At 69.7% G+C, this 2,180-nt stretch carries 2 protein-coding genes and 1 pseudogene; 1 reads left to right on the top strand and 2 read right to left on the bottom strand.

The window, feature by feature from the left end; all coding sequences use genetic code 11:
* Positions 1-75 (top strand): annotated as a pseudogene (locus ACWD68_RS41765) (VWA domain-containing protein); the annotation flags it as partial.
* A gap of 36 nt (positions 76-111) precedes the next feature.
* Here ACWD68_RS41765 and ACWD68_RS41760 read toward each other — a convergent pair.
* Positions 112-771 carry an LAETG motif-containing sortase-dependent surface protein gene (locus ACWD68_RS41760; protein ID WP_451811698.1) on the bottom strand — a complete coding sequence of 220 codons (660 nt, stop codon included), beginning with the start codon at positions 769-771 and terminating at the stop codon, positions 112-114.
* A gap of 189 nt (positions 772-960) precedes the next feature.
* Positions 961-2,076, bottom strand: coding sequence for an LOG family protein (locus ACWD68_RS41755; protein ID WP_451811697.1), 1,116 nt, complete (start codon positions 2,074-2,076; stop codon positions 961-963).
* Positions 2,077-2,180: the final 104 nt, after the last annotated feature.

Below are 2,180 nucleotides of genomic sequence, written 5' to 3'. Positions count from 1 at the left end.
ACCCGCTCGCGCAAGGAGGCGGACTGGCGGCTGATCCTCGTGGTCGACGTGTCCGGGTCGATGGAGGCCTCCGTCGACGGGGGCGGGCCACACGGTCGTACAGGATGCGGGTCAGTTGGCCTTCGAGGCGCCACGGCGGCGCATGCCGAAGAAGACCGCTCCGCCACCGACGACGACGAGCGCACCGGCGATACCGGCGATCATCGGGGTGTTGGAGTCCGCACCGGTCTCGGCGAGGTTGGACTCACCGGCCGCCGCGGACGGCTGGTTGTCGCCCGGCGTCGCCGGGGCAGCGCTGCTCTCCGAGTCCGACGGGGTCGCCGAGTCGGAAGGCGTCTCCGAGCCGGAGGGGGTCTCAGACGGCTCCGGGCTCTCCGAAGGCGAGGGGGACTCCGACTTCGGGGTGCAGGCCTCGGACGGCGCCGTCGTGATCGGCGTGACGTCCGCGTCGACGAGCTTCGGAACCGTGATGTGGACCCGGTACTTGGCGCCGGGAGCCCAGTCCTCCGAGAAAGTGACGGTGGCACCCTCGCGGCTGCCGGTGACCTTCTTCTCGCCGACCTGGCGCTCGTCGGCGCCGTTCGACTCGAGGTAGACCGTGACGGTGGCTTCCTTGGCGGAGGCGTCCGTGTCGGTCACGGTGATGATGCCCTTCCCGTCGCCGTCGCAGGAAGCGGCGGCCGAGAAGTCACGGATGTTGCAGGCGAGCGCGTTGCCGGCGACGCCGAGCGTGAGCGCGGCAGAGGCGGAAGCAACGCCGAGGATTCGCACGGTACGTGCGGTGCGTCGAGATATGGACACGATTGCCCTTCACAGGTTGCGCAACTGCGGGGGGTGTTGGGGGATTTGCGGCGAATCATTCCGTGGCAACAGCACCCCCAGGAGTTTCACAGGTTTATAAGCGCCACCTAAGTGCTGTCAATGCATATGCCCGGCCTCGTCGTTGGCTTTGCCGAGTCGTTAACCGCCGAAGTGTTTGAGTGCCTCCGGAGCGTCATCAATGCGGTCGACGAGCGTGATCCGCGACTCCATCGCGCGCTCCCGTGCCAGCGCCCTGAGCAACGGCCAGGCCGGATATTTCTCGGTCCAGTGCGCGCGGTCCACCAGGACCATGGGGGTGGGCTCGCCCCTCGACTCGTAGTAGTTCGGGGTCGCGTTGTCGAAGATCTCCTGTACGGTCCCGGCGGCGCCCGGCAGGAAGACGACACCCGCGTTCGAGCGGGCCAGCAGCCCGTCCTCGCGGGTCGCGTTGGCGAAGTACTTCGCTATGTGCGCGGCGAAGGCGTTCGGCGGCTCGTGGCCGTAGAACCAGGTGGGGATGCCGACCGAGGGACCACCCGACGGCCAGCGCTCCCGCACCTCGAACGCCGCGCGCGCCCAGTCGGTGATGGAGGGGGCGAACGAGGGGACGGCCGCCAGGACGCGCAGCGCCTCGTCGAGCATGCCGTCGTCGAAGGGAGCCGCGTAGGCGCCGAGGTTCGCCGCCTCCATGGCGCCCGGACCGCCGCCGGTGGCGACCGTGAGACCGGAGCGCGCGAGCTCGCGCCCGAGCCGCGCGGCCCCGGCGTACGCCTCGGTGCCGCGTGCCATCGCGTGGCCGCCCATCACGCCGACCACCCGTGTGCCGACGAGGAGTTCGTCGAGCGCGTCCGACACGGAGTCGTCGTGGACCGCGCGCACCATCGACGCGAAGATGTCGCCGTCGGCCCTGGTCTCCTGGAACCAGGCGTACGCACGGGCGTCGGGCGTCGCCTCGTACCCCGCGTCGAGGGAGGCGAAGAGCTCGTCGGGGGAGTAGAGATGGCCCCGGTAGGGGTCGAGGGGCAGCCCCGGTACGGGCGGGAAGACGAGGGCGCCCGAGGTCCGGACGCGGGCGGCCGCCTCGGCGTCCATCGGGCAGCCCAGGAACACGGCACCCGTGGTGTCCACGGAGAGCAGTTCCTTCGTACGGCCCGTCAGGTCGACCGCCTGGACGCGGAACCGGGCGAGCGTGCCGCCCGTCGAGACGACCTCGTCGAACTCGGTGAGGGATTCGATCTCGCGGTCATGGGATGAGTGGAGAGGTGTCGGCTGCACGCGGTCATGCTAGTGCTGGATTCCTCTTTAGCTGGGTATATGTCCTGGTGGCGGGGTAGTTGAGGGTGCTCGGGGGCGGGTGCTGGGCGATGGTTTTATGGGCA

The sequence above is a fragment of the Streptomyces sp. NPDC005141 genome (genome assembly GCF_053599975.1).
This window is presented reverse-complemented; position numbering and strand designations above follow the sequence as displayed.